General features: G+C 33.5%; 25 protein-coding genes and 1 tRNA gene. 22 read left to right on the top strand and 4 right to left on the bottom strand.

Features of this window, described 5'->3' with window-relative positions; genetic code table 11:
- Positions 1 to 622: 622 nt before the first annotated feature.
- The gene (locus tag ACRDEC_RS10985; protein WP_431498388.1) at positions 623 to 2566 is read right to left on the bottom strand and encodes an amino acid permease; all 1944 of its coding nucleotides are present in this window, start codon (positions 2564 to 2566) and stop codon (positions 623 to 625) included.
- Positions 2567 to 2783: 217 nt separating this feature from the next.
- On the opposite strand from ACRDEC_RS10985, the gene katG reads away from it, so the two are divergent.
- The 4 genes from katG (at position 2784) to ACRDEC_RS10965 (ending at position 6544) form a co-directional block, all read left to right on the top strand.
- On the top strand, positions 2784 to 5006 hold the full coding sequence (katG, locus tag ACRDEC_RS10980; protein WP_431498387.1) for a catalase/peroxidase HPI: 2223 nt from the start codon (positions 2784 to 2786) through the stop codon (positions 5004 to 5006).
- Between the two features lie 251 nt (positions 5007 to 5257).
- Positions 5258 to 5893 carry a peroxiredoxin gene (locus tag ACRDEC_RS10975; RefSeq protein ID WP_431498386.1) on the top strand — a complete coding sequence of 212 codons (636 nt, stop codon included), beginning with the start codon at positions 5258 to 5260 and terminating at the stop codon, positions 5891 to 5893.
- An 82-nt stretch (positions 5894 to 5975) separates the two neighbouring features.
- Positions 5976 to 6284, top strand: coding sequence for a thioredoxin family protein (locus ACRDEC_RS10970; protein WP_431498385.1), 309 nt, complete (start codon positions 5976 to 5978; stop codon positions 6282 to 6284).
- A 2-nt stretch (positions 6285 to 6286) separates the two neighbouring features.
- The gene (locus tag ACRDEC_RS10965; protein ID WP_431498384.1) at positions 6287 to 6544 is read left to right on the top strand and encodes a DUF6952 family protein; all 258 of its coding nucleotides are present in this window, start codon (positions 6287 to 6289) and stop codon (positions 6542 to 6544) included.
- A 25-nt stretch (positions 6545 to 6569) separates the two neighbouring features.
- Here the strand turns inward: ACRDEC_RS10965 and ACRDEC_RS10960 are convergent, their stop codons facing one another.
- Entirely contained in the window at positions 6570 to 6944 is a 375-nt protein-coding gene (locus ACRDEC_RS10960; protein WP_431498383.1) for a DoxX family protein, read from the bottom strand.
- A gap of 207 nt (positions 6945 to 7151) precedes the next feature.
- Between ACRDEC_RS10960 and tpx the strand changes: the two genes are divergently transcribed.
- From tpx to ACRDEC_RS10880, 16 genes are all read left to right on the top strand, one after another.
- Positions 7152 to 7649 (top strand): thiol peroxidase, encoded by a 498-nt coding sequence (tpx, locus tag ACRDEC_RS10955; RefSeq protein ID WP_431498382.1) that lies wholly within the window; start codon positions 7152 to 7154, stop codon positions 7647 to 7649.
- Positions 7650 to 7658: 9 nt separating this feature from the next.
- Positions 7659 to 8033 (top strand): diacylglycerol kinase family protein, encoded by a 375-nt coding sequence (locus tag ACRDEC_RS10950; RefSeq protein WP_431498381.1) that lies wholly within the window; start codon positions 7659 to 7661, stop codon positions 8031 to 8033.
- A gap of 41 nt (positions 8034 to 8074) precedes the next feature.
- Entirely contained in the window at positions 8075 to 10558 is a 2484-nt protein-coding gene (locus ACRDEC_RS10945; RefSeq protein WP_431498380.1) for a DNA translocase FtsK, read from the top strand.
- Positions 10558 to 11199, top strand: a complete 642-nt coding sequence (locus tag ACRDEC_RS10940; RefSeq protein WP_431498379.1) for a LolA family protein — start codon at positions 10558 to 10560, stop codon at positions 11197 to 11199. Before ACRDEC_RS10945 ends, ACRDEC_RS10940 begins: the two co-directional genes overlap by 1 nt.
- Before the next feature lie 5 nt (positions 11200 to 11204).
- Positions 11205 to 12644: an LptF/LptG family permease gene (locus tag ACRDEC_RS10935; RefSeq protein ID WP_431498378.1), complete on the top strand. Its 1440-nt coding sequence runs from the start codon at positions 11205 to 11207 to the stop codon at positions 12642 to 12644.
- Positions 12645 to 12647: 3 nt separating this feature from the next.
- Entirely contained in the window at positions 12648 to 13781 is a 1134-nt protein-coding gene (gene ribB / locus ACRDEC_RS10930) for a 3,4-dihydroxy-2-butanone-4-phosphate synthase (protein ID WP_431498377.1), read from the top strand.
- 147 nt (positions 13782 to 13928) lie between these two features.
- A tRNA-Ser gene (locus ACRDEC_RS10925) sits at positions 13929 to 14013 on the top strand.
- Positions 14014 to 14245: 232 nt separating this feature from the next.
- Positions 14246 to 15106, top strand: a complete 861-nt coding sequence (locus tag ACRDEC_RS10920) for a hypothetical protein (RefSeq protein ID WP_431498376.1) — start codon at positions 14246 to 14248, stop codon at positions 15104 to 15106.
- An 83-nt stretch (positions 15107 to 15189) separates the two neighbouring features.
- On the top strand, positions 15190 to 15480 hold the full coding sequence (locus ACRDEC_RS10915) for a helix-turn-helix domain-containing protein (protein WP_431498375.1): 291 nt from the start codon (positions 15190 to 15192) through the stop codon (positions 15478 to 15480).
- A 197-nt stretch (positions 15481 to 15677) separates the two neighbouring features.
- Positions 15678 to 17015: a DUF3987 domain-containing protein gene (locus ACRDEC_RS10910; protein ID WP_431498374.1), complete on the top strand. Its 1338-nt coding sequence runs from the start codon at positions 15678 to 15680 to the stop codon at positions 17013 to 17015.
- Positions 17016 to 17068: 53 nt separating this feature from the next.
- Positions 17069 to 18016: a DUF6371 domain-containing protein gene (locus ACRDEC_RS10905; RefSeq protein WP_431498373.1), complete on the top strand. Its 948-nt coding sequence runs from the start codon at positions 17069 to 17071 to the stop codon at positions 18014 to 18016.
- A gap of 415 nt (positions 18017 to 18431) precedes the next feature.
- Positions 18432 to 19802 carry a hypothetical protein gene (locus ACRDEC_RS10900; RefSeq protein ID WP_431498372.1) on the top strand — a complete coding sequence of 457 codons (1371 nt, stop codon included), beginning with the start codon at positions 18432 to 18434 and terminating at the stop codon, positions 19800 to 19802.
- Positions 19802 to 20848: a transglutaminase family protein gene (locus ACRDEC_RS10895; protein WP_431498371.1), complete on the top strand. Its 1047-nt coding sequence runs from the start codon at positions 19802 to 19804 to the stop codon at positions 20846 to 20848. The genes ACRDEC_RS10900 and ACRDEC_RS10895 overlap by 1 nt, the downstream gene beginning before the upstream one ends.
- Before the next feature lie 3 nt (positions 20849 to 20851).
- Positions 20852 to 21925 carry an HNH endonuclease gene (locus tag ACRDEC_RS10890; RefSeq protein ID WP_431498370.1) on the top strand — a complete coding sequence of 358 codons (1074 nt, stop codon included), beginning with the start codon at positions 20852 to 20854 and terminating at the stop codon, positions 21923 to 21925.
- A complete protein-coding gene (locus tag ACRDEC_RS10885; protein ID WP_431498369.1) occupies positions 21925 to 22362 on the top strand; it encodes a DUF4265 domain-containing protein in 438 nt (145 codons plus the stop codon). The genes ACRDEC_RS10890 and ACRDEC_RS10885 overlap by 1 nt, the downstream gene beginning before the upstream one ends.
- A gap of 4 nt (positions 22363 to 22366) precedes the next feature.
- Entirely contained in the window at positions 22367 to 22804 is a 438-nt protein-coding gene (locus ACRDEC_RS10880) for a hypothetical protein (protein ID WP_431498368.1), read from the top strand.
- A 93-nt stretch (positions 22805 to 22897) separates the two neighbouring features.
- On the opposite strand, the gene ACRDEC_RS10875 is transcribed toward ACRDEC_RS10880, so the two are convergent.
- Positions 22898 to 24214 (bottom strand): phage integrase SAM-like domain-containing protein, encoded by a 1317-nt coding sequence (locus ACRDEC_RS10875; protein WP_431498367.1) that lies wholly within the window; start codon positions 24212 to 24214, stop codon positions 22898 to 22900.
- A gap of 324 nt (positions 24215 to 24538) precedes the next feature.
- Complete coding sequence (locus ACRDEC_RS10870) at positions 24539 to 24946, bottom strand: winged helix-turn-helix transcriptional regulator (protein WP_431498366.1); 408 nt, start codon at positions 24944 to 24946, stop codon at positions 24539 to 24541.
- Between the two features lie 94 nt (positions 24947 to 25040).
- Here ACRDEC_RS10870 and ACRDEC_RS10865 point away from each other — a divergent pair, with 94 nt between their 5' ends.
- Both ACRDEC_RS10865 and ACRDEC_RS10860 read left to right on the top strand, forming a co-directional pair.
- Entirely contained in the window at positions 25041 to 25859 is an 819-nt protein-coding gene (locus ACRDEC_RS10865) for an SDR family NAD(P)-dependent oxidoreductase (RefSeq protein WP_431498365.1), read from the top strand.
- Position 25860: 1 nt separating this feature from the next.
- Complete coding sequence (locus tag ACRDEC_RS10860) at positions 25861 to 26865, top strand: NADP-dependent oxidoreductase (protein ID WP_431498364.1); 1005 nt, start codon at positions 25861 to 25863, stop codon at positions 26863 to 26865.
- Positions 26866 to 26868: the final 3 nt, after the last annotated feature.

Here is a 26868-nt window from a genome sequence, read left to right as displayed (position 1 = left end):
GTTGTTTTTTATGCTTTTGATTTAAGGGCGGGGTGGTCTTCAAATGTATGTAAGGTGGTTATTGGGCTTATGATGGGATTGTGGGAGTGGATTGTGTGTGTGTTATTTTTTTGACACGAATTAAATGATTTTCATTGATTATGACAAGATTGTGGGTATTGATGTGGGTACTATTTTCATAAAGATTTTCTCTTTACTTTTTTCTTGATAAAAAAAGAAACAAAAAAATCAAGTCTTAAATCCTCGGCGGTCAGATACGCCTTACTTCCTAAAAGAAATGAACTCGCTTCGCTCAAACAGCATTTCTTTTTACGGAAATTTCGGCTTTCTGACTCTCGCCTGCGGATTTTAGGACAATGGTGCTTCGGATAGATGTAGAGAATTTATTGCCTCCTCGTCTATGCGGAACGCTGCCGCGTTGTTTCGGCGTTGTTTTTTATGCTTTTGATTTAAAGGTGGGTGATGCTTTAAAGAGATGTTTTGCTGTGTAAAACTTACTTTGCAGTAAGCCAATTATTTTCGGGAGAAGTAGGTTATACTTGTCCTTGTAGGATTCATTTCTGTTGAAAATAAAAAATCCCCATCGACAGACGGAGATTTTTTATTTGGAGAAGGAAGAATATTAATCTTCTATTGTATTTTTTAATTCGGTGAAATTAAGATTACTGTTTTTTCGGCTGAAGCCAAAGTAGATAGAAAGTCCTATCAGCAACCAGATGGTAAAGTAAATCCAGTTCCAAACACTTAATTCGGCCATCATATACAAGCAGCAAACCAAACCTAATAATGGAATTAAGGATAGGTTTTTTCGGAAAGACCAAACCGTTAATCCTAAAAGTGTAATTAAGAAAATCCACATTGGAATTTTGTGTTTGAACAAACCGAAACCACTTTCATATTTCAGAGAATTATCAATAGGCAATGAATCAACAATTGTTTTATATTGTGCTTCATCTTCCTGGAACTGGCTTAACAGATGCTCTAAATCAGTTGTTTCTTTGTTTTCAGATTTTTCAATTAAGAATGTATAGACTTCTTTTGTCTGATTTTCATTTAATGAAGTTACAATGGCAGCAGGATCATTGATTTGCTTTTCATTATTAATAAAGCCCATTGTTGCCTCTTTATTGACAGTAAAAGCGATAGTGGCTCCAACAATTAATAAAAGCGGGAAAATATACTTGGAATTTACATAAGGTGTTTTGAATTTTCCTCTTGGAATATCCGGTTTGTTTTGTAAAACCAGCACTCCGGCGCAAACCAATACAAAAGCAAATAAAGTCCCGATACTGCATAAATCCGTCACCATAGTAAGGTTTAGGAATAAAGCAGGAATTGCTACCACAAAACCAGTTACAATCGTGGCATAAGAAGGTGTTTTATATTTAGGATGTACTTTTGAGAAGCGTTTTGGTAATAATCCGTCACGGCTCATGCTCATCCAGATACGAGGCTGTCCCATCTGGAAAACCAGAAGAACGCTTGCCATGGCTACAACTGCACTTACGGCGATGATGCCTGACATCCATTTCAGGTCTAATTTTTCAAAAACAAAAGCCAAGGGATCACCCACATTTAAGTCAGAATAATGTACCATTCCGGTTAAAACCAGTGCTATAATAACATATAATATAGTACATATGATAATAGCCCACATCATACCTTTAGGTAAATCACGTTGCGGGTCTTTACACTCTTCGGCAGTAGTTGAAATAGCGTCAAAACCAATGTATGCAAAGAAAACAGCTGAAACTCCTTTTAAGATACCTCCAACGCCATTAGGTGCAAAAGGATCCCAATTAGCAGTATCTACATAAAATATACCTACGGCAATAACCAATAAAATGATGCAAAGTTTTATAACCACCATTAAGTTACTGGCGTTTCTGGATTCTTTCATTCCGCGGTATACTAATGCCGTAATAATTACGATGATTAATAAAGCAGGTAAATCAGCCACTAAATGAAGTGAACCAATAGTTGGAGAAGTCGTCCAGGCAGTGTAAGCAGACTGTAAAGCAGCATCCAGATTTTCAAAAGTTTTTCCGCCACGCATTAAAGCTGTAGCTTCATTAAAGCCTTTGGAAGCTGTCAGGTAATCCATTTGAACCCATTGCGGTAAATGAATACCTCCGCTTTGGAGTAATCCCGTAAAATAATCACTCCAGGAAATGGCAACGGTAATATTTCCGATAGCATACTCCATGATTAATGCCCAACCGATTATCCAGGCGATAATTTCACCAAAAGCAACATAAGAATACGTATAAGCACTTCCTGAAACAGGAACCATTGAAGCAAATTCGGCATATGCAAAAGCGGCAAAACTACACGCAAGAGCTGTAAAAAGGAATAAGAAAATTACAGCAGGCCCTCCATCAGCACTTGCTTTACCAATGGTACTAAAGATACCGGCACCAATAATAGCAGCAATTCCAAAAGCTGTTAAATCTCTGGCTGTTAGGTGTTTTCCTAGCGAATGATGGCTGTCATCGGCATTGTTTCTTTTAACTTGGTCTAAAATATCCTGAACGTTTTTCTTTCTAAATAATTTTGAAAAAGACATAATTTGGTTAATTATAGTTGATTAGTCCGCTTTTTTAAGCAGGAAACAAATATATAAAACTTACTGAATAAAATTTTGATGTTCGATTTTTCTTATTAAGAATCATAGTTATTTACTATTTCAAAATAAAAATTAATAATCATTTGCGATGTGAACCAGCTTTTTAAATTCTTAAATTTGAGAGAGTAACGTAAAAATCAAAAAAAGAATTATAATTATGGAAAACAACACAAATTCTAACACCAATGGAGAAAGTAAATGTCCTTTTTCCGGAGGTACTGCAAAATTCAGCTCAGGTTCCGGTACGAGAAACAATGACTGGTGGCCCAATCAATTAAAATTGAATATCCTTCGTCAAAATTCTTCATTATCCAATCCGATGGGTGATGGGTTTAATTATGCTGAAGCATTCAAGAGCCTTGATTTGGCAGCTGTAAAGAAAGATCTTTTCGATTTGATGACCAATTCACAGGATTGGTGGCCAGCGGATTATGGACACTACGGACCGCTTTTTATCAGAATGGCGTGGCACAGTGCAGGTACCTATCGTATTGCTGACGGTCGTGGTGGTGGTGGCTCAGGAACCCAGCGATTTGCACCACTAAACAGTTGGCCGGACAATGCTAATCTTGATAAAGCACGTTTGCTGTTGTGGCCGATCAAACAGAAGTACGGTAAGAAAATTTCATGGGCTGATCTGATGATTCTTGCAGGAAACTGTGCTCTTGAGTCGATGGGTTTTGAAACTTTCGGTTTTGGAGGAGGAAGAGAAGATGTTTGGGAACCGGAAGAAGATATTTATTGGGGTTCTGAAGGAAAGTGGTTGGATGATAAACGTTATTCAGGTGATCGGGATTTAGAAAATCCTTTAGCAGCCGTTCAAATGGGTTTGATTTATGTAAATCCTGAAGGACCAAACGGTAATCCTGATCCGTTGGCAGCGGCAAAAGACATTCGTGAGACTTTTGGGCGCATGGCTATGGATGATGAAGAAACGGTAGCATTGATCGTTGGAGGTCATACTTTCGGAAAAACCCATGGTGCTGCTGATGCAGGTAAGTACGTTGGCCGTGAGCCGGCAGCTGCTGGTATTGAAGAACAAAGCCTTGGCTGGAAAAACACTTTTGGAAGTGGTAATGGAGCTAATACAATCACCAGCGGTATAGAAGGAGCATGGACAACCACTCCGACAAAGTGGAGCAATAACTTTTTGGAGAATCTTTTTGGATACGAATGGGAATTAATAAAAGGTCCTGGAGGGGCGCATCAGTGGCAGCCGAAGAATGGTGCCGGTGTCGGTTTAGTTCCCGATGCACATGATCCGTCAAAACGACATACACTATTTATGCTGACAACCGACCTTTCTTTAAAAGCAGATCCTGCTTATGAAAAAATATCCAGACGTTTTTATGAAAACCCGGATGCGTTAAAAGATGCCTTTGCCCGTGCATGGTTCAAATTGACACACCGTGATATGGGACCAATTTCACGTTATTTAGGCCCGGAAGTACCTAAAGAAGAGCTTATCTGGCAAGATCCTGTTCCGGCAATTACACACCGACTTATTGATAGTAATGATATTGTTGCTTTAAAAGACAAAATTTCAGATTCAGGATTGTCAGTATCACAATTGGTTGGTACTGCTTGGGCATCTGCCGCAACATTTCGCGGTTCTGATAAGCGAGGTGGTGCTAATGGCGCCCGAATTCGTTTAGCACCTCAAAAGAATTGGCAAGCAAATAATCCAACTCAATTAGCAACGGTTTTGTCAACACTTGAAGGTATTCAATCTAGATTTAATAATGCTCAAACCAGCAGTAAAGAAGTTTCTTTAGCCGATTTAATTGTGTTAGCCGGTGTAGTAGGTGTTGAGAAAGCGGCAAAAGCAGCAGGTCATCATGTGACAGTTCATTTTGCGCCGGGAAGAACAGACGCTTCTCAAGCTCAAACTGATATTGATTCATTTGCGGTATTAGAGCCCGAAGCAGATGGTTTCCGTAATTACATGAAAACCCGTTATACAGTGTCAGCAGAAGAAATGTTAGTAGACAAGGCACAGCTGATGACAATGACTGCACCAGAGATGGCAGTACTTATTGGTGGTATGCGTGTACTAAATACAAATTTTGATCAATCCAAACATGGAGTGTTCACCCATCGTCCGGAAGTACTTTCTAACGATTTCTTTGTGAATTTACTTGATTTAAGAACTGCTTGGAAAGCTACTTCAGCGAATGAAGATATATTTGAAGGCCGAGACCGTGTGACCGGTGAATTGAAATGGACAGGTACCCGAGTGGATCTTATCTTCGGTTCCAACTCAGAACTTAGAGCTCTCGCCGAAGTATACGGATGTGAGGATTCTCAAGAGAAGTTTATTAAAGACTTTATAGCCGCTTGGAGTAAAGTTATGGATCTAGACCGCTTCGATTTGGCTTAATAAAAAAACAGATTACTATAAATTATAAGACGGCTTGAAAACAGGCCGTCTTTTTTACTTTTAATAATGTATTCCTGCTATTATTATAGGATAGTACAGCTTTAATGTGATGCAATTTTCTGCGGATAAATATTTTAATAAGATTAAATTATAGTGAAATAAAAAAATAGAATTAAAACCTATTGTGTAACGTCCGTTTATATGGTTATTTTTGCACCGTTAAAATAAATAAATTTAAATCCATATACATTATGTCATTAGTAGGTAAAAAATTTCCAAACATTACAGTAGACGCTATCTCAGAAATGGGGGACAACTTAAGAATCAATGTTCTTGAAGAAGCAACAAAAAACAACAAAAAAGTTTTATTATTCTGGTATCCAAAAGATTTTACATTTGTTTGTCCAACAGAATTACACGCTTTTCAGGCAACTTTAGGGGAATTTGAAAAAAGAAACACAATCGTTATCGGAGCTTCATGTGATACTAATGAAGTACATTTCGCATGGTTAAACACACCAAAAAACAACGGTGGCATCGAAGGAGTTACTTACCCATTGTTAGCGGATACAACTAGAAATTTATCTAAAGCATTAGATATTTTAGATGCTGAAGAAGTATATGATGAAGAATCAAACGATATTTTAGTTGAAGGTTCAAACGTAACTTACAGAGCTACTTACTTAATTGATGAAACAGGAAAAATTTTCCACGAAAGTGTTAATGATATGCCGTTAGGCAGAAATGTGAATGAGTATATCCGTTTAATCGATGCTTACACACACGTTCAGACTAAAGGAGAAGTTTGTCCTGCAAACTGGGAAGAAGGTAAAGAGGCAATGAATGCTGACAGACTAAGTACTGCAACTTATTTAAGCCAAAACTAAGAAATAATTTTAATGGCAATAGCATATTCCATTGTAATAAATAGTGTATTGTTATTGCCATTTTTATTGAAATTTTAAAATTATGCTGATAGAATTAAACGAGGATACACTAGCTGATTTAGTATCAAAAAATGACAAGGTTGCCGTTCAGTTTTCAGCATCTTGGTGTGGTAATTGCCGTATAATGAAGCCGAAATTTAAAAAACTGGCTGCAGAGAACGAAGGAATCACTTTTGTAGTAGTCGATGCCGAAAATTCTCCGGAATCAAGAAAATTGGCTAATGTTTCAAATTTGCCAACGTTTGCTACATTCGTAAAAGGGCAACTGGTTAATGAAACACAAACTAACAAAGCAGAGGTTTTAACAGAATTGATTCAAGGAATATCATAATTATGAAGCTGCCAATTATTAAAAATCTGACCGAATTTATTGAAGAAAACGATCAGGATTATGTAATCGAAACCATTGAGGTTCTGGAAGCTTTAACAGAAGTTTCGTCTTTAAAAGATGAAGAACTGGATGTTATTGGTGAATTGATTTCCAATATGTATGGCGCACTCGAAGTGCATAAAATGGTTCAGGAGGGAAAAACTAAAAAAGAGGCCCTAAACGATTTTATGAAACGTGTTTTAGGCTCAATTGATAAATAAAAAAGCTCCCGAAAGGAGCTTTTTTTTATGGTGTAAATACAGATTTATAATTGTCCCAATATCTGTAAATTAAAAATAAGTTTCCGAGAATAAGAGCAATCGCTATAGGCAGTTGTTCCGGAGTCATAAATAAATTTATCATAAAAATATTAATGGTTACCGGTAAAATCACAATGTTTGCGAGTGTAACAAATTTTCCGGTCAGGAAAGACAAACCACAGAGCAGTTCTAATAATTTTGCGAAAGGCAAGATATAAGCTGAAGCCACTATTCCTGATTGAAAAGCCTTGAAAGCACCGGTTGTTTCAGGTTCAGGGGCAAGTTTTAGAAAAAAGGCTAATGAGGCATAAATAAACAACAAACCCATTAATGATCTGACAATAATTGTAGCGATTTTCATAGTGTTCTTTTTTTAGTTATTACTCAAAGTTAGTAAATAAAATGCAAAAAAATTCTTAATATTTTAAAAATAATAAACAAAATAATCAACATATTACTTTCTTTGTTAAAAGTTTGGAATATTATAAAAGGATGTTTAAGATTCACTTTTGAAGTAAAAAATATTGCTTTTTTTTCATTACTTTTGAATTTCAAAAAATATATCAAAATGGCACAAATAACTTTAAAAGGTAATTTAGTTAATACAATAGGAGAACTACCTAAAATAGGGTCACAAGCAAAAGATTTTCAACTAATTAAAACAGATTTATCAACTTCTTCTTTATCAGATTATAAAGGAAGTAAAGTCGTTTTAAATATTTTCCCAAGTATAGATACAGGAACATGTGCTACATCTGTCCGTAAGTTTAACGAGAAAGCCAGTGCATTGCCTAACACTAAAGTATTGTGTATCTCACGTGATTTGCCTTTCGCTCAAAATCGTTTTTGTGGTGCTGAAGGTTTGGAAAATGTAGTGAACCTTTCCGATTTTAAAGAAGGCAGCTTTGGAAAAGAATACGGTTTGACAATTACTGACGGACCATTGTCAGGATTGCATTCGCGTGCCGTTGTAGTTCTTGACGAAAATGGTGTAGTTAAATACACCGAACAAGTTTCAGAAATTGTAAATGAACCTAATTATGAAGCTGCTTTAGCTTCACTTTAATCTGATTTAATGGGATTCGAGAAAGACAATTCTTTTTTTACAGGACGTTTAAAAAGTGTAGGATTTGCAGTAAAAGGAGCAATAAAATTAATCACAACAGAACATAGTGTTATGGTTCAGTCATCGATTGCGGTGCTGATGATTATTGCCGGTCTTTATTTTGAAATTGACAGATACGAATGGATGTTTCAGATTTTTGCTTTTGGTTTGGTATTAAGCATTGAAGGTTTGAATACCGCTGTAGAAAAAGTAGCTGACTTTGTTCATCCTGATTATCATGAACGTATAGGTTTTATTAAAGACATTGCCGCTGGGGCTGTATTTTTCGCCGCTTTAACAGCAATAACAATTGGGCTTTTTATTTATTTACCACGATTAGTTTAATTGGTAATATTGACTATTTTTGTTCAAAAGTATTTATTTAAATGGCCAAATCCACTAAAAAAGAAACAACTTCCATAGAACCGGGCGAAACTAACTTATTCAGTCGCTTCAGTCCTTCACGTCAGCACAAAATTGCTTTTGGAGTGCTGTTAGTGCTGCTTGCTGTCGCACTTGCTGTTTCCTTTATTTCTTATTTTGTTAACGGAAAATTTGATCAGAGTGAATTAAATGATTTTACGAATAGAAATTCGCATGTTCAAAACTGGCTGGGCAAATTTGGAGCCTTTTTATCCGATTTCTTTATTTACAAAGGTTTTGGAGTAGCATCATTTTTATTTGTTCGATTACTGTTTATTACCGGAGCCTATTTGGTTTTAGATATGGCCGTGTCCAAATTGAAAAAAACCTGGTTTTGGGATATTTTTGTGATCATAATCTTATCGATACTGTTTGGTTTTTTCGGCGATTTTTTACCGGAATTAGGAGGAGTTATCGGATATGAAATGAATTTGTTTTCACAGGACTATATTGGGAAATCAGGAACTTTACTGGCATTAATCTTCGGAATTGTTATTTATCTGATTTTTAAAATTAAAATTTCCCCAGACAAAATAAAAGGTTTCTTTGAAAATGCAAAAGGAGAAATCAATAGCGATTTGGTTCCTGAGAATAATGGATCTACAGCTTATAATTTAGAAGAATTTGCCGTTAAAGATAATGATGATATCAAAGATTCACTGATTACAAGTCCAAACAAAAAGGATTTTGAATCGGATGAAGAAGACTTAGGTGAAATTACTTTAAAACCCATTTCTCAATTTGAAATTAATAAGGAAGCTCTAAAACCAACAATTTCAACGGCTTCTGAATTAATATTAGAACCAACAAGAAAAGAGATAATTTCTCAAGGTGAGGTTGAAAAACCGCATGAAAACGAATTTGTAATCGAGAAAGTCGAAGAAGAGGACATTGTTGAAGAAAATCTGGCCGCCCGATTGGTTTCTGATTTTGGTGAATTTGATCCGACTTTGGATTTATCAAATTACAAATTTCCAACTATCGATTTATTAAAAGAATATGCTTCTGGCGGAATTACCATTAACCAAGCCGAATTAGAAGAGAATAAAAATAATATTGTAGAAACATTACGTAACTACAAAATAGAAATTGCGCAAATTAAGGCGACAGTTGGACCTTCTGTTACTTTGTATGAGATTGTTCCTGAAGCGGGAATCCGTATTTCAAAAATTAAAAGTCTGGAAGACGACATCGCTTTGTCTCTATCAGCATTAGGAATCCGTATTATTGCGCCAATTCCAGGAAAAGGAACCATCGGTATTGAAGTTCCAAACAAAAACCCAAGTATGGTTTCCATGAAGTCGGTTATTGGTTCCGCTAAATTTCAGGAAGCAGAAATGGAATTGCCTATTGCATTAGGAAAAACAATTTCAAATGAAACTTTTGTGGTTGATTTAGCCAAAATGCCCCATTTGTTAATGGCTGGAGCAACAGGACAAGGAAAATCGGTTGGATTAAATGCAGTACTGACTTCATTATTATATAAAAAGCATCCGGCGGAAGTTAAATTTGTTTTGGTTGACCCGAAAAAGGTTGAACTTACACTTTTTAATAAGATTGAGCGTCATTATTTAGCCAAATTACCAGATGTTGAAGATGCAATTATTACAGATAATTCAAAGGTAATTACGACTTTAAATTCACTTTGTGTTGAAATGGATAACCGTTATTCCTTGCTAAAAGATGCCATGGTCCGAAACATAAAGGAGTACAATGAAAAGTTCAGACTCAGAAAATTAAACCCGGAAGCAGGTCACCGCTTTTTACCGTATATTGTTCTTGTTGTCGATGAATTTGCCGATTTGATTATGACGGCCGGTAAAGAGGTTGAAACTCCTATTGCCCGTTTGGCGCAGTTGGCACGTGCTATTGGTATACATTTGATTATTGCAACCCAAAGACCATCGGTAAATGTAATTACAGGTATGATTAAAGCCAATTTTCCTGCCAGAATTGCGTTTAGAGTAACATCGAAGATTGATTCAAGAACAATTCTTGATTCAGGAGGTGCAGATCAGCTGATAGGACGTGGAGATATGTTGTATACAAACGGAAATGATTTAGTCCGTGTGCAATGTGCTTTTGTAGATACACCTGAAGTAGATAAGATTACTGAATTTATCGGTTCTCAGAAAGCCTATGCAACTGCTTATCTGTTACCTGAATTTGTGGGAGAAGAAAGTGGCATCAATCTTGAAGTAGATATTTCAGACAGAGATTCCTTGTTCAGAGATGCTGCAGAAGTTATTGTAACGGCTCAGCAAGGTTCGGCATCACTAATTCAACGAAAACTGAAATTAGGATACAACAGAGCAGGCCGATTAATAGATCAACTGGAAGCTGCCGGAATCGTTGGCCCTTTTGAAGGAAGTAAAGCCCGTTCGGTTAACATTCCTGATTTGGTAGCTTTGGAACATTTTTTAAATAATGAAAAAAACAATCAATAATGAAAAAGATAATTGGTTTAGTACTTATTGTTTTAAGTATAACAGCTCAGGCTCAGGACGCTGTAAAAGCGAAAGCATTGCTGGATAAAGTTTCGGCTAAAGTAAAAACATATAAAAATATTCAAATTGAGTTTAAATATTCGCTGCAGAATCTGAAAGAAAACATCAATCAGGATAGTAAGGGAAATGTGACTTTAAGCGGAAATCAATATGTGCTGAATTTTTTAGGTGTTACCAAAATGTGTGATGGTAAAAAAGTATACACAATTTCTACAGAAGATGAAGAAATTTCAATTTCAAGCTTGGGAAAAAATGAAGACGATACAGATACGCCGGCTAAAATGCTTACTTTTTTTAATAAAGGATTCAAATATACCTGGGACATTACACAAACTGTGAAAGGAAAGAAAATCCAATATATTAAATTGACTCCTATAAGTTCGAAAGACGAAAGAAAAGAAATATTGGTTGGAATTGATACTAAAACCAATCAAGTCTACAATACAATCACTATTGGTAAAAAAGGGACCAAGGTGACATTAACTGTTAATTCTTTCAAAACCAATTTAACATTGCCGAAAAATCAGTTTACCTTTGTAAAAAGCAAGTACCCCAACTATTACATCAATAACTTGGATTAATTGGAATGAAAATCCTCGACAGATATTTATTAAAAACATACTTGATTACATTTACTTCTGTATTTGTAATCTTGTTTTTTATATTCGTCCTTCAAATGGTATGGTTATTCATATCGGAATTGGCGGGTAAAGACTTAGATTTTGCATTAATATTAAAATTCTTAATGTTTGGATCACCGAAGCTGGTTCCAATGGTTTTGCCGCTTACCGTACTGCTTTCATCTATCATGACATTTGGTGATTTAGCTGAAAATTACGAATTCGCAGCCATGAAATCAGCCGGAGTTTCTTTCCAGAGAACTATGAAAGGTTTGTCGATTTTTATTTTTGCATTGAGCATTTGTGCTTTTTTCTTTGCCAATAATGTGATTCCATACTCCGAATATAAGTTTATCAATTTCAGGAAGAATATAGCACAACTTAAGCCTGCAATGGCAATTGCTGAAGGACAATTCAGCACCATTGGGAATATTAACATTAAGGTGAATAAAAAAACAGGCGAAAAGGGAGAGTTTCTGGAAGGTGTTACGATTCATAAAAAATCAAACCTTGGAGAAGGCGCCAAAACCGTTATCAGATCCAAAAGAGGTGAACTGATAAGCAGCGAAAAATCCAATTTACTTCAATTGGTTTTAATAGACGGTTATTATTACGAGGATATTACTCCAAAAAAATACGAGGACAGGCAAAAATTACCTTTCACAAAAGTCTATTTCAAAAAATACAATATCAATATTGATTTATCAAAACTGAATAATGTAGATACCGATAAAGAGCAGATTGCGAACACAAATAATATGTTGAAATTCAGTGAACTGAAATATACTGTTGATTCACTTTCAATAAATTATGATAAAGAAGTTCAGTCTGTGGCTGATAATGCTTACATACGTACCGGAATAAACTCGACTTCGCAGTCGGATTCATCACAGGTAAAACAATCTAAAACACCGGAACTTACCAGTTTCCTGCAGACTAAGGAAAAACAAAAAGTGCTGGAGATAGCTGTGAGTGATGCTTTAAGCGCGAAACAAAATATTGAAATGAATGCCTTAATGCTGGAAGCAAAAAAGAAAGATATAAACAGTCATTGGTTGTCTATATATGAGAAATTTGTTATCGCATTTGCCTGTATTTTAATGTTTTTTATAGGAGCTCCACTAGGTGCGATTATCAGAAAGGGTGGATTGGGATTGCCAATAGTTTTTGCAATGCTGATCTTTATTACCTTCCACTTTTTGAACACATTTGGGAAGAAAGTAGCACAAGAATCAGGAATTACACCGTTTATGGGTGCCTGGATTTCTTCAATAGTTTTAACTCCATTGGCTATTTACCTAACTAAGAAAGCCATAAATGATAACGGTAGTATCAATTTTGATTTTATTACAGAACCGTTCCAGAAATTATACACTAAATTTGCACAACGCAACAAATCAGAATAAAAAATGGCAACTGAAACCATTAAATTAAATACCATTGAGGAAGCAATTGAAGATATTCGTCAAGGTAAGGTTATCATCGTAGTTGATGATGAGGACAGGGAAAATGAAGGAGATTTTTTAGCTGCAGCTGAGAAAATCACTCCTGAAATGGTCAACTTCATGGCGACACACGGGCGTGGTTTGATTTGCGCCCCACTTACAGAAAGCAGATGTAAAGAGTTAGAACTTAGGGCAATGGTGACTAATAATACAGATCATATGGAGACAGCGTTTACTGTTTCAATTGATTTGAAAGGTCACGGTGTAACTACAGGTATTTCGGCATCAGACAGAGCAAAAACAATATTGGCTTTAGTGGATTCAAATACAAAACCGTTTGATTTGGCTCGACCTGGACATATCTTTCCATTAATTGCCAAACAAGGCGGTGTTTTAAGACGAACTGGACATACTGAAGCCGCCATAGATTTTGCAAGGCTAGCGGGCTTTAAACCGGCTGGTGTGATTGTTGAAATCATGAATGAAGACGGGACTATGGCGAGATTGCCACAGTTGTATGAAGTAGCCAAGAAATTTAATCTGAAATTGGTTTCTATTGAAGATCTGGTGGCTTACAGAATGCAGCACGACAGTCTGATTGTTAAGAAAGAAGATTTTGATATCGAGACCCGTTTTGGAATTTTCAGGCTTCGTGCCTACGAACAAACGACTAATAAGCAAATCCATATAGCACTTACCAAAGGTACCTGGAATACTGGCGAATCAGTTCTAACAAGAATCAATTCATCACAGGTAAATAACGATTTATTAGGTACTTTAACAAACAATGCAGACAAGCAGCTGGATGATATGTTTAAAGTTATTAATGAGCAAGGGCAGGGGGCTGTACTCTTTATTAATCAGGATATGCAATCTGTTAATTTGCTTAGCCGAATTTCCGAACTTAAAGTATTGCAGACGCAAGGTGTAATGAAAGCTCCAAAAATTGTTATTGATAGCAAAGATTTTGGAATTGGAGCACAGATATTGCATGATATTGACATCTCAAAAATCAGATTAGTATCCAATACAGCACAAGGAAAAAGGGTAGGAATGATAGGTTATGGCTTGGAAATTACAGAATACGTAACATATTAATTTTTTTTTCATTCGTTAAGTTTTTATAAATGAATGAATTAGTATTTAAGGTTAAAAAAACTTTATTTTTTAGTCGATTTTATTTTTGATAATTAAAAAAGGTTACTATATTTGCAACCGCAATCAGCAAATGATTGTAGTCTTACTGGAGAAATGGCAGAGCGGTCGAATGCGGCAGTCTTGAAAACTGTTGACTGTAACAGGTCCGGGGGTTCGAATCCCTCTTTCTCCGCAACACTAAACCGTAAACGACTTATAAATAAGTGTTTACGGTTTTTTTATTTGCTTCTTGTCCGACATTTGTCCCAATTTAAAAAACTGTGAAGTTTTTTTTAATTCTTTTCTTATTATTGTCCGATAATAAATAATTTATCCAAAATAAACTTCAGTAAATTTAATTAGATTAAAAATTTAACTTTTAAAGTTTATTTTTGAAATGTAAATAAAATAAAAAATCCAGCAAAATGAATTTCGATTACCAAGAAATAGAAGACAGAAAATTTGTAAAGAAATTCAAGCCACAAGAGTTGGAGCTTTCAAATATAGCAAACCTTATTCTGCAAAATGTTTTTATTGAAGATGAATCTTTAATTGACAACGAAAAAACAAATTCAATAGAGTTTGATACAATGATAACTTTGGAATCAAAAGAGTATATTATAAATCAAGCCATTTTAAAAGAAATATATACATCCATCCGCTTCTTTGTTGAAGTTGTAGTTTCCGACCCACAATTTGATTTAAACAAGATTTCAACCAATTTGGAGGGACGAATTGAGAGCGATGAAAAAATAAAGTACTTAGAGAAAAAACATAAGGATTTATATTCGCAAGTTAAAAATGAATCCGAATATCTTGTTTATGCTGAAATAAAAGAGTTTAATGGGTTTGAAAATTGGCAGGAATTAATCTTTGATTGTCTTAGTGGAGAAAGTACTTTTATTCAGAAGTATTTAACATTAGATTTTGAAATTTCAGATATTCCCAAAGATATTTTGGATATATGGGTAAAATATTACACGATTAAAACACAAATTGACTTTTGTAAAGAACAGATTGATACACTTAAAAACACTAAACAGAAATCAAACTTTGTTGACACTTCATTGCAGGTTTTTCTACTTGAGGAAATCATAAATATGAAAGACTGGAGCAGTATAAGTGCCACAAAAAAAGGTGAGATTCTCAGCCACCTATTTGGAAAAAATAAGGATAACATTAAAAAGATTTATCTTGAACTTGACAAAAAAAGTTCTCAAAATTCAGATAAGCTTTTAAGCGACAGGAAAAAAGCAGATGAAATTATTAAAAAACTATTAGGGTAGCCCACAGGGTTACCCTAATAGTTTTAACTCCATTCGACCAGATTAAGTTTGTACCATAATTAATTAAAATAAACAATTAAGTTATGGCTAAAGAAATCTTGCAAATCGAAAACATTAACGCTAATGATTTTAAAAATGAAATCGTGAAGGACGTTACTCAAGCACTAAAAGGATATGCTTTGCAAAATCCCGATAATGAAATATTACTGACAAGGGAAGAAACAGCCAAAATGCTCTCCGTTTCACTTGTAACGTTATGGGATTGGACAAAAAAAGACATCATTCCCGCCTACCGAATAGGAAATAAAGTACGCTACAAAAAAGCGGAAGTCCTAACTGCTTTACAGCAAATGAATAAATTTTCTTCTCAATAGAAATTATCTAAAATCTTATTGCTAAAAAACCATTGCAATGGTTATTCAATATCATTGCAATTATCTTTCAATATCATTGCAATGGTTCTGTAATATGTGCTAATTAAGCAAGTAAACAAAAAAAGATTAAGGAAAACTAATTGCAATGAAAACAACCACACCATTGCAATTGTGGAATCATCATCTAAATTATGATTATGGAAATAAATAGTTTGAGCGATATTGATAATAAAATTGGAAATGCTTTTAAGACAAACAAAGAAATTGCAATTAATCAATTGGAGGAAATAATTTCCAAGATGCCTGTTGAAATTAGGTCGCTAATTAATGAAGCGTTTACTTTAAAGAGAATACCCAAAGAATACTTATTAAGTTCAATATTGTTTGCTTTTAGTAACGCTGGTGGACTTGCCTTTTCAATTAAAGCAATGGGATATGTAAATTATGGCAATTTATATTTTGCAATAATCGGAAGTCGTGGAGATAGTAAATCCCCTGCTATGGATTTAGCTACTTTTCCATTGGTAAAATATGACAATGAAAAATATAAGGAGTTCAAAAGAAACAACGCGGATTTAGAAGAACTTGAAAAGATTGACAGAAAACAATTGTTTCTTCAGGATGCCACAATTGAATCCGCAATATTTACCCACTATAAAAACAAATATTCCGTTGGGATTTTTATAGATGAACTCTATTTTATTATTGAAAAAATGGCAAATAAAAATAGTACGGAAGGCACAGCTTGGAGAACTTTCTTTTTGCAGGGAAATACCAATAAACACATTGATATATCTCGTAAAACAACAGAAAGTTTTAGAATCGAAAAATCATATCCCACTTTGTTAGGTTCAATTCAACATCAATTTGTACCGAAGCTATTTGCCGATGGAAATTTAGAAAGCGGATTAATCGACAGAATCCTTTTTACCAATAAGCTTACGATGAATGACCAATTGTCAAGAAATGATATTTCTAATGAAGTATATGGAAACTATTCTAAATCCTTAATCAATCTTTTAAATTATCGCACCGAAATAGAGAACACTTTTGAGATGGATGATTTACAGATAGCACTTGATTTTAAAGCCAATAAACGCCTTTTTGATTATTCACAGGAATTAATTAATCGTCAAAATAAAGCAACCGATTTAAGTAAGGAGTATATCTCTAAAATGATGATTAACATTCATAAAATAAGCCTATTAACACACCTTATTTTAAATTCTGAAAAGCAGACCTATCAAAGTAAAATGAGTGTTGACACCGTTGAAATTGCAATTCTGATTCTTGAGTTTTATTTTATAAACTTCAAGATTGTTTTAGATGAAAATATCACACAAAAAGAGAAACTGCCAACGGTTGAAGAAATCATCAGATTGGCAATAAAAAACAATGCCAGTCAGAAAGATGTTGTAGCCATTACAGGAATGAACAAATCAACCATTTCAAGAAAATGGAATAATGAACTGATGCAACTGCAACTTGAAACTAAGCCAAAAAATCGCTTAACTATTAGTAAAATCAATACTTAACAAGACTTTTTTTTAAAGTTGCAAGTTGCAGGTTGCAAGACAAAATCTATAAAATGTTACAAAAAAGAGAATTAGAGCTTGTTTTTGATGTAAAACGAAATCACAAAATAATAACCCCTTGTTGTAATAAAAGCAATACAGACGGTAAGTTTGTGAATTATAAAAATCTTAGCGAGGAATTTGGTTATTGCCATTCTTGCGGAAAAGCAACATTACCAACCTCAATATACATTGATGAAAATGAAAACGAATATTATTGGAATGATTTAGATAATAGATTTGAAGCCGTTTCTTTAATTCCTATCAAGAAACCTGAAAGAGAATCAAAAGTAATATCTATAAGCAAACAAATTACTCAAAAATACATTGATGAATCAATAATATGGAAGTACTTCAAAGTAAATCCCGAAAACAATCTTCTGCAATATTTACGCAAAAAATACGGGGATTTAAAAACAGAAGATGCGAAAGAAACCTATGCTTTAGGAACAAGTAAAGACGGAGGGGTTATATTTTGGAGCATAAATACTGATTTAAAAGTTCAAAAAGCCAAAATAGCTTACTATGATACAAACGGCAAACGAACCAATAAATTTAAAGTTCCTTATAAAAATGAAGACGGTTATTTCAATTGTTTATTTGGCGAACATTTGATTTGTGATAAAATTAAAGCAAAAAAAATAATTGTATTAACTGAAAGCGAAAAAACGGCGATTATAGGCTACATTTTATTTCCTCAATATGTTTGGGTGGCTTATGGTGGAATTAATGGATTAACAGAAAATAAAGTAAGTTGTTTAATAGGTCATAATGTACTAATCATTCCCGATATGAGTGAAAATGCAGTCAATATAATTTTAAATAAAATACCATTTCTTATTTCATTGGGAATTAATGTCAAAATATGGGATATGACGGAGGGTAAAACTGACGAGCAATTGAAACTCGAAGGAGTTTACAATAATGATTTGGAAGATATTTTCAGAAATACAATTATCTAATTTTTTATTGCAATTATAATTACAAATCATTGCAATACCATTGCAATATCCTCTCAATTCCTTTAAAGTTAAGTAAATTCATGTAAAACAATAATTGCAATACCATTGCAATTAAAATTAGAAAACATTGCAATACTTTTTCAGAACGATATAGATTATAGTATATTTGCAAGAAAATATCACATATAGAATAGTAAATATAAGTTGCACTATTGATTTTTAGAAATAGAAATTAATTTAAAAATAATCAGCGTTTAGCTTTAATCCTGTCCTTCAAAAGTCGAAAATTAATTGTACAGGGGAAGTAAGTGGAAACGCCTGCGATATGCGCGGGCGTTCCTTTGCTTCTGTACAAAGGGCTTCGACTCCCTGAAGGACGAGCATCGGAATTAGCCTGCGCTGTATTTTATACCGTATGATTAAAAATGTCTTATTATTGTTGTCTCCTTTGGCTGTGTTTAGTCAAGTTCCTGTTGTGCCAGTAACTCCGCAACCGGCTCAAATTCCTAACTATTCTAATCAAAGTTTTTCAAATCCAAACAACAGGAATATAATAGCAAACCCAACAACTCAATTTGTTGATGTTAGGCAGGCTCAACAGCATCAATTAATAATGCGTGAGGTTGAACAAAATGAAAAACAGAGAACAGAAACGCTAAACCAAATCAAAAGTGACATTAACGAGGTTAGCAACTCGTTAGGTTATCATCTACCCTCTCATTCAAATGAAAAAGGAACAGAGTTTTACAGACAAGTTTTTGATAAAATGATTTTACTTAATGTTGAAAATTATTCCGTTAAGGATGTGAATTTCGATATTGAAAATGCCTACTTTGAAAACAAACTTAGCAAAGATGAATTTGACAGAACTATTAAAGAAACTGCTGAATTTATCTTGGCTAAAATGAAAGAAAAAAACTTTGATTTGAATAGTAATACTGCTAAAAACTTTATGCTATTTGAATTCTTTTCACAATCTATGCAGGTTAAAGGGTTTAAACAAAAACATTTCCCAATTAAATACGATTTTGAGGATTACTGGGGCAGACAAAATTGGTCGAAAATGTTTGTTACAAAACTTTTGAAAACCAATACAGGACAATGTCATTCAATGCCATTACTATACTTAACACTTGCGGAACAAATCGGAGCAGAAGCCTATTTGTCAAACTCTCCAAATCATTCTTATATAAAATTTCAAGATGAAAAAGGGAAATGCTATAATCTGGAACTTACTAATGGTATGCTTACTGTTCCGTCTTTTATTTTAAACAACGGATATATAACAGCCGAAGCAATTCAAAATAAAATCTATATGCAGAATTTAACCAAACAACAAATGCTTTCTCAGTTCTATACTGATTTAGCGGGTGGTTATTTGCATAAGTTCGGATATGATGAATTTGTAGAAAAAGTAATTAATAAAGCTCTCGAATTATATCCGACCAGTATAACGGCCAATATGGTTAAAGCGAATTACAATACGGAACTTTTAAAATATGTTGTCAAAAGATTAAACATTGATACTGAAACCCAAGAGGGAAGAGAAAAAATATTGAATTATCCAAAGGCTGTTGAAGTATTACAAGCAATGCAAATGCAATACAAAGTAATTGATGAATTAGGTTTTCAATATATGCCGTCAGATGCGTATGAAAAATGGTTAGGTTCTCTCAAAAACGAAAAAAACAAACAAGATAACGAAAGAGAAAGAGAACAATTAAAAAGGTTGTCAAAAACCTTAAACGATAGTAAAAAGAAAATGGACAAACAAAATAAATCATAATGACAAAAAACATTTCAATAATTCTACTATTGCTATTTTCAAAGTTTTGTGTCTTTGCTCAAAATAAGGAAAAACTATTTGAACAAAGTTATACTTTACTCAATAGTATGATTGAAAACGAGAATAATTATAGTTTTAAAAAAGCAGTTTTCTCTGCGGAAAACGCATATTTAGAGGATAGTTTAGATACACTTTCAATTAATAAAAAAATCAAATTCTTAAACAATTTAAGCCAATCATTAATCAAAGAAAGATTTTTGGCTTACGTTGAAAGAGATAAAGAAAAAGTAAACAAATGGGCTTCAGTTTTTGAAGTTATGCACGATACAATTCCAGTAAATATAAATGACAAGATTTACAAATATGAACCCTTTGGCTACGATTTTAATGATACTTTTGGACATAACAAAAGAGAAAATCTATTTGTTTCCAAGCTTTTAGAGACCCGAAAAGGGAATTGCCATTCTCTACCTTATTTATACAAGATTTTAGCAGAAGAATTAGGTGTTGAAGCCAATTTAGCACTTGCACCAAATCACGTTTACATAAAACATAGAAATATAAAAAACGGTTGGTATAATACCGAACTTACAAGCGGAATGTTTCCAATAGATTCTTGGATTATGGCATCAGGATTTGTGCATATTGATGCTATTACAAACGGAGTGTATATGAAAGCATTGAACAACAAAGAAAGTATTGCATTGGTTCTAATTGATTTAGCTGATAACTACAATGCCAAATACCCTAATAATGACGGTACTTTTGTCTTGAAATGTTGTGAAACAGCCATAAAAACTTATCCAAATTTTGCTACTGCATTAATTTTAAGAGCAGAAACGCGTTATAATCAAATAGAAAAAATACAAGACAAAGCAAAACACGATTTGGAATTTAAAAATTTGGAAAAAGAATATGCACATATTCACCAAATTGGATACAGAAATATGCCCGAAGATATGTACTTAAATTGGTTAGTTACATTAAAAACAGAAAGGGACAAATACGAAAACAAAAATTTGAATACATTTACTAAACAAAAATAAACAATGAAAGCGCAATATTTTTTATTTATTTTCCTGCTTTTCTTTGGCGTAACGCAAGCCCAAGAAAAATTATCAAAAGAAGAAGAAGCTCGCAGAGAGAAAAATGTACAGGCTGGCAACCCTTTTATTAAATATGGTTCTAAAGCCCCTGTTGCCACATTGAGCAAAGGAAAATATTTAGAAGTTCACGACCTTGATAGTATTGTCACTATTGGTACAATGCGTTGGCATGTTGATAAAGAAGAAATTGTTGGAAGAATTGAACAAGACACTCTAAATCCCGATGCACAGCCCATTGGCGACGCACCAGGACGTTGGATGTCGATGGATCCTTTAAGCGAGGAATTTTCAGATTGGTCGCCTTACTCAATGTGTTTTGACAATCCAGTTAAATATGTTGATACAGACGGAATGGCTCCTACTGATATTGTTATTTTCGGAGCTAATAATTCAAGTGTAACTGTACAAACTTCTCTTATAGATGTTTCGGTTAATGCAAGTTCTTTAGGAATTGATTTTGGAGGAAATTATTCCATTGGAGGAAGTGAGGTGCTTGGAGCAGCATTAGATATTGTTGGTATATTTGACCCGTCTGGAGTAGCTGATGCAATAAATGCGGGGATTTCTGCAACTGATGGAAATTGGGGAGATGCAATTATTAGTGGTATTGGAATTATCCCTTATGCGGGTGATTTAGCAAAACTTGGCAAAGTTGAAAAAGATGTAAAAATAATTGGTAATGCCATTGATGCGGTAAAAGATGCTGATAAAGCAAGCGATTTGGCTAAAGCGGAATCAAGAGCGGCTAAATTAAGTAAGACATCAAGGGAAGGAAAAGATTTTACAAAGGCAGGGAAGGAATCTGTTATTGATGTGAATAAAGCAAAAAATAATGGAAAAGCGGTGTGTGAAAGTTGTGGTACTTCTACAACTAAAGCTACACAGTCTAAAAGAGGTGTGACACCATCTAAAAAGGAAACACAAGTCGACCACGTAAAACGAAAAAGAGAAGGTGGAAGTGGAACCCCTAATAATGGTCAAGTTTTGTGTAGAGGTTGTAATATTAAAAAAGGATAATGAAAGAAGAAATTAGAGATAAAGTAAAATTTGTTTATTACGATATAGAAGATAATTTAGCTATTGAAAGTGTATGGGCTTTAAGAGAAGGAGATTGTTATAGAATAAAAAATATTCCTTTTTTTGCTCCTAATATAGCTTATGACGATTTAATTACAGTTGAAGAAGATGAAGATGAATTGTTTTTTGATGATATAGTTGAAGAATCGGGAAATAGTACTTTGCAGATAATAATTTTTAATGAAAATGACATTAATGACATCACAAAAAAAATTGAAGATTTTGAGTGTGGTTGGGAAGGAAGTCATTTAAAAGGGTATATCTCAATTAATGTCCCTAAAAAAGTTAAATATTCGCCTATCAAAGAATTTTTAGAAAGTAAATCAAAAGAAAAAAAATTGGATTATAAAGAAGCCTGTTTAGCCCATAATGATTAATATTATGAGAAAAATAGTTTTCTTTTTATCATTTCTACTAATTATCTCTTGTGATGAGAGTTCGGATAGTCAAATAGGAAAAAAAATCAAAGAAGTTTGTACAACTCAAAATTGTGAAATTAATATGACTGACATAGTCCCTGAACAATGGGACTATATGTATATTTTTAAGACTGGAGCTTCGCTTGAATTCATAAACAGTAAATTAGGATTCCAATACCCATATTTTGAAGATATAGGAAACAGAATGATTTTTGTAAAGGGTAATAACGTTATTTATCACGAAGATGAATTTCCAAACCCTGAAAGAATAAAAAAAGGAGAAGTAATTTTTGATTTGGGAGATTCAATTTATACAAAAGTAAAAAGAGAAAATGCAATTTTTAGTGTCCACTCCGAAGGCGAATATTTCAAACTACATTTGGTGAAAAACTTCGATTGAAATTTTTAAGGATAATTGTAATGCCACTGCAATGATTAACAATGATAATTGCAATATCATTGCAATGGTTTTTATGCTAAATCAAGAATTGATTTATTCAGCAATTCTCAAAACTGCTTCCCTTTCTTGTTTTTGGCTTTGTATGTTCCAATAAATTGCCATTTGTTGAGCGTAATCTATAGGAGTTTTTCCGATGTAATTTAAAAATTCCTTTTCGGTACTATGTCCTGTTACATTCAATAGTAAACCTGTCGGGATATCTCCATAATAGTTTGTAGCAAATGAACGTCTGCAAATATGCGATGTAACTAATTCCCATTTTGGAAAATCTCCATTCTCTTTTCGAGAAGTATCGGGGTTTATTCTTGCTCCCGAAATTATTTCATTCAATTTAGCTTCTTTGCAAACATCTTTAATATACAAATTAAATTTAGCTTTTGAACTTTCTATGTTTTTGCTGTAAAGAGGCGGAAAATTTCCATTTCTTTTGTCTAAAATTGCTCTTACTTTATCGTGTACAAGTATGGAAACTCTTTTTTTAGTTTTTTGTTGGATAAGTTCAATAAAATCCAAATTACCTATTTGCTTAATATCTTGTTTTGTTAATTGCAATAAGTCCCCAACACGTTGCCCAATGTAACAACCTATCAAAAGCCAATCTCTTGCATCTTGCAAATGTGGCTCTTTCAAATCAACATTCTCGATTTCCGTTAACTCACTCCAATTAAGATAAATTTTATCAATTTGAACACTAAAGCCTTTAATTTGTTGAAGTTGTGGACTAACAGCATAGCCTGACTTTTGAGCATCTAAACAAATAGTCTTTAAAAATTTAATGTAACGCCCTGCTGTATTTCGGCTTAATTTTTCTTCTTCAAGTAAATATTTAAGAAAGTCATTTCGATACTTCAAATCAATTTCAGATAGTTTATACTTATGACGTTTATACTCTTGAAATCCCTGTATTTTTAATTTTATTGTTTTATATTTTGTAACTGTGGCTTTTGATGTTCCAAGTTCTCCAGTTCGATCATTTGTTTTTAACTCCAATTTTTCTACATAGAGGTCACAATAATTAAGAATGAAATTGTTATCTGTTTTGTCGGCTTTATTAAAGTAGGAATTTAAACAATCATTCAACCAATCTTTATTGACTATATCAGCTCCTGTACCGCTTTTGTTATACCTGCTAATTATATGTGATTCCAAAGTGTCTAAATCATTTTGCAAACTATCTCTTTCTGTAAATTGGGCAACCTTTCTGATTTTGCCACTTGCGTTATTAAAATAGGCTGGATTGATGACTAACGGAGTTGCCAGTTTGATATCAGTTTCTCTATTTGCAACAAATCGAATATATATTTTTGTTGGATTATTATTTCCTCTAATAGAAAATTTTATTGTAGCCATATTTGATATTTTAATTGTAGCAAATATAAATAGTAGAATTATTATAAAAAAATATTTGTCCGACTTTTGTCCGACGAAAAGTGAATTAATCCTAATTTCACCTAATCCAAATTAATTATCTATTTCATCTTTAAACCCTTTAAATACTTAACTTTGTAAGGTTTTCCCCGTTGATTTAGTTATTTTGAATTAATTAACAATTAAGCTGTTTTGTTCCCTCTTTCTCCGCGAGCTGAAAGGCAAATTGGATTGAAACCCTTTAAACGTAAAGTTTAAAGGGTTTTTTCTTTTATAGAAAGTGGATTTTAATTATTTAATTTAAAATCATTTCTCAAGCTGCGTTATAAAGTTTTCTATAAAACCAGCTTTGTCTTTCTTTACGATTTCTAATATTTCTCTTTTATCCTCCGGAATTGTAAAGTATTTATCAAACCATAAATGCATTTCAAGTAATACAGGCAACAGGTCAATTCCTTTTCTTGTTAGCTTGTATAATACTTTTGCTTTGCTGCCGGGATGCTCTAATTTTTCAATAATTCCATTTTCTTCCAGCATTAGTAATCTTGCTGCTAATATGTTAGTGGCTATACCTTCCTCAGATTTTAAAAAATCACCATAAGTACACTCTTTTGCAAAGAGTAAGTCTCTAATAATTAGAAAAGACCATTTGTCTCCAAACACGTCCAAAGTGCAGCTAATAGGGCAATCCGATCTTTTTTTTGTTTTTTTCATAAAAAATTATTTTAAAACTACTTGCATTTCGAAAGTAATTAATATATTTACACTTGCATTTTGCAAGCAAATTTAAAAAATATTTTTTAAACGTATGGAATTAAAGCAAAAAACAATTTTAATAACAGGAGCTTCATCCGGTTTTGGTCTTCAAATAGCTAATAAATTTCATGAAAATGGTAATATAGTAATTGGGACAAGCAGAAATCCGGAAAAATATCAGAACAAAGTACCGTTCAAATTGTTGGCATTAGATATTGCTGATGATAAATCTATCCGGTCTTTTAGCGAAGAATTGTTTAAACATATTAGTCAATTGGATGTATTGATAAACAATGCTGGGTTTTATTTGTCCGGACTTGCAGAAGAAACTACTATTGAACAGGGCAGGAAGCAATTGGAAACTAACTTTTGGGGTACTGTAAAGTTGACTAATGAGTTACTGCCCTATTTTAGAAAGCAACGTTTGGGTAAAATAATTACTGTAGGTTCTATTATGGGTTTGCTAAGTTTTCCAAATGCGGCTTACTATGCGGCTTCCAAGCATGCTTTAGAAGGATACTTTAAGTCTTTGCGATTTGAGCTAAATGAATTCAACATCAAGGTATGTATGGTTGAGCCAATGGGGTTTAAAACGAATATTATTAATAGTTCAGTTATAGCAGAGGGAAAAATAAGCGAGTATGATTCTTATCGCAAAAAAATTGAAGATTTCGCCAAAGATTTATTCAATAATTCACCTGAACCCACTCCTGTTATCAATACGATAGTAAGATTGGTAGGGGATAAGGCTCCTAAATTTAATCACCCAGTAGGTAAAGGAGCTTCTGTAATCCTAGCCATTCAACATTTTGCATATAAGACTTTCGAAAAAACTATTATAAAAAAGATAAATAAATTTAAAAGAATATAAAATGAAGGCATTTATTGTAAAAAAATATGGTAAAAAAGAGCCATTGTATTTAACCGAAGTAAGCAACCCGACTTTAAAAAGTGACGAAGTATTGGTTCAAATTCATGCAGCAGGTGTTAATCTGTTAGATTCTATGATAAGAATGGGTGAATTCAAACTTTTCTTACCTTACAAAACTCCTTTTGTTAATGGGCATGATTTGGCTGGAATTGTGACTAAAATCGGCTCACAAGTACAAAATTTCAAAGTTGGTAATGCAGTCTATTCCCGAGTAGCAGATTACCGAATAGGGACTTTTGCCGAATACATTTCTGTTAATGAAAATGATTTAGCGTTGCAACCCAAGAATCTTACGATGGAAGAAGCCGCTTCAATTCCATTAGTAGGTTTAACGGCTTGGCAGTCTCTTGTTGAAATTGCGAACCTTCAAAAAGGGCAAAAAGTTTTTATTCAAGCCGGTTCAGGTGGTGTAGGTACATTTGCCATTCAATTAGCAAAACATTTAGGCGCTTTTGTGGCAACAACAACAAGTACTACTAATATTGATTTAGTTAAAAATCTTGGTGCTGATTTGGTGATTGATTACAAAAAGGAAGATTTTGAAACTAAACTGAAAAATTTTGATTTGGTGTTGCATAGTAATCGGGACCCGAAAATACTAGAAAGTTCAATGAGAATATTAAAACCCGGAGGAAAGCTAATCTCTTTAGTGGGGCCACCTACACCAGAGTTTGCTGAAGAAATTGGCACAGGGTGGTTTTTTAAATTGATTACAAAGTTTTTGAGTGCAGGTGTAAAGAAAAAAGAAAAAAAACTAAATGTCAGCTTTCAATTTCTATTTATGAGAGCTGAAGGCAAACAATTAAGCGAAATTACCTCTTTGATAGAAGCTGGAATTATTAAACCTGTTATTGATAAGGTATTTCCTTTTGAACAGACCAATGATGCGATGGCTTATGTAGAATCCGGACGTGCTAAAGGGAAAGTGGTTATTAAGGTAAAATAGTGT

This window comes from Flavobacterium sp. (assembly GCF_050696275.1).
GTDB lineage: Bacteria > Bacteroidota > Bacteroidia > Flavobacteriales > Flavobacteriaceae > Flavobacterium.
Note: the sequence above shows the minus strand (reverse complement) of the source record. Positions and strands in the feature narration are given on the sequence as shown.